The 2,211-nt window shown below is 71.0% G+C and carries 2 protein-coding genes; both read left to right on the top strand.

Annotation, left to right across the window (positions count from 1 at the left end; translation table 11 throughout):
- A partial coding sequence (locus D477_RS18955) for a DUF4232 domain-containing protein (protein WP_005273785.1) occupies positions 1-209 on the top strand: 209 nt, incomplete at its 5' end.
- 38 nt (positions 210-247) lie between these two features.
- Positions 248-2,211 (top strand): DEAD/DEAH box helicase (locus D477_RS18950; protein WP_005273783.1); only part of this gene is annotated, 1,964 nt, incomplete at its 3' end.

The raw sequence follows: 2,211 nt of genomic DNA, 5'->3' as shown, positions 1-2,211 counted from the left end.
TCACGCTGGCGCCGGGAGCCTCCGCCGCGGCGCAGCTGCAGCAGACCAACGCCGGCAACTACGGCCCGGAATGCGACCAGACCGAGGCCGTGGGGCTGCGGGTCTATCCGCCCAACGACACCGCCTGGCTCACCGCCCCGCAGGATGCCATCGGCTGCGCCAACGATGAAATCGTCCTGATGACCGTCGGGGCCTTCCAGCCTGCCTGACCGGCAAACTGTCAGCGCCCGGGCGTAGGCTGGGCACGATGGGACAGCCACCAGCCGCGGCCACGGTCCTCGACCGCTTCACGCCGGCGACCCGCCAATGGTTCGCCGGCGCATTCCGCGCGCCCACCGAAGCGCAGGCCGGAGCCTGGAACGCCATCTCGGCGGGCTCTCATGCCCTGGTGGTCGCGCCGACCGGTTCGGGCAAGACGCTGGCGGCCTTCCTCTGGGCGCTGGACAAGTTCATCGCTTCGGCCGATGCTCCCGCCGAACTGCCCATCGAAGACCTGAAGCCCGTCCGGAAGAAGGCGTCCTGCGGCACGCGTGTCCTCTACATTTCGCCGCTCAAGGCCCTCGGCGTGGACGTGGAGCGGAACCTGCGGGCTCCGCTGATCGGCATCACGCAGACCGCCAAGCGCCTGGGCCTGGCCGCCCCGGACATCACCGTCGGCGTGCGGTCCGGCGACACACCGGCCAATGAGCGCCGCCGGCTGCTGACGCATCCGCCGGACATCCTGATTACGACGCCGGAGTCCCTGTTCCTGATGCTGACCTCCAAGGCGCGGGAGACTTTGTCAGCGGTGGACACCGTGATCGTCGACGAAGTCCACGCCGTCGCCGGAACCAAGCGCGGGGCCCACCTCGCGGTGTCGCTCGAGCGGCTCGATGCCCTGCTGCCCGGCCGCGTGCAGCGGATCGGCCTGTCCGCGACGGTCGAGCCGCTGGAGACCGTCGCGCGCTTCCTCGGCGGCAACGCCCCGGTGGATATCGTGGCTCCGCCGGCGAAGAAGTCGTGGGACCTGACCGTCTCGGTGCCGGTGGAGGACATGACGGCGCTGGCCGCACCCAGCCAGGAGGAGCTCGGTCCCGGCGCGCAGCCGGCGTCGATCTGGCCGCATGTCGAAGAGAAGATCGTGGACCTCATCGCGGCCAACCGCGCCACCATCGTCTTCGCCAACTCACGCCGGCTGGCCGAGCGGCTGACCGCCCGCTTCAACGAAATCTGGACCGAGCGGCAGTCTCCCTCGGTCTGGGATGAGCCGGCCGGGGCCGCCCCGAAGCCGCCGGCGCAGATCATGGCGCAGGCCGGGAGCATGTCGGGCGCCGACGCAGTGCTGGCGAGGGCGCACCACGGTTCGGTCAGCAAGGACCAGCGCGCCCAGATCGAGGATGACCTGAAAACCGGCCGGCTGCGCTGCGTCGTCGCCACCTCCAGCCTGGAACTCGGCATCGACATGGGCGCCGTGGACCTGGTGGTCCAGGTGGAGTCCCCGCAGTCGGTGGCCAGCGGGCTGCAGCGGGTGGGCCGCGCCGGGCACCAGGTCGGCGAGACCTCCCAAGGGGTGCTCTTCCCGAAACACCGCCAGGACCTGGTCAACACCACCGTCACGGTGGAGCGGATGCTCGCCGGCCGGATCGAACCCCTCTTCATCCCGGCCAATCCGCTGGACATCCTCGCGCAGCAGACCGTGGCGGCCACCGCGCTCGGAAGTATCGACGTGGAGGAATGGTTCGACGTCGTACGCCGTTCCGCGCCCTTCGCCACGCTCCCCCGGTCCGCCTTCGACGCCACTTTGGACCTGCTGGCCGGACGCTACCCGAGCGACGAGTTCGCCGAACTGCGCCCCCGGATTGTGTGGGACCGCGTCGCCGGCACGATCACCGGCCGGCCCGGGGCCCAGCGCCTCGCCGTGACCTCCGGCGGGACCATTCCGGACCGCGGCCTGTTCGGCGTCTACCTTGTGGGCTCCGAGGACGGCGCAGGCAAGGGCGGCCGCCGGGTGGGCGAGCTGGACGAGGAGATGGTCTACGAATCCCGCGTCGGCGATGTGTTCGCCCTCGGGGCCACCAGCTGGAAGATCGAGGACATCACGCACGACCGGGTGCTGGTCTCCCCCGCGTTCGGCCAGCCGGGCAAGCTGCCGTTCTGGAAGGGTGACTCGCTGGGCCGGCCGGTTGAGCTGGGCCGGGCGCTCGGCGCGTTCGTCCGCGAGGTCGCCGGCAC

The sequence above is a fragment of the Arthrobacter crystallopoietes BAB-32 genome (assembly GCF_000328305.2).
In the GTDB taxonomy this organism is placed as follows: Bacteria; Actinomycetota; Actinomycetes; order Actinomycetales; family Micrococcaceae; genus Crystallibacter; species Crystallibacter crystallopoietes_A.
This window is presented reverse-complemented; position numbering and strand designations above follow the sequence as displayed.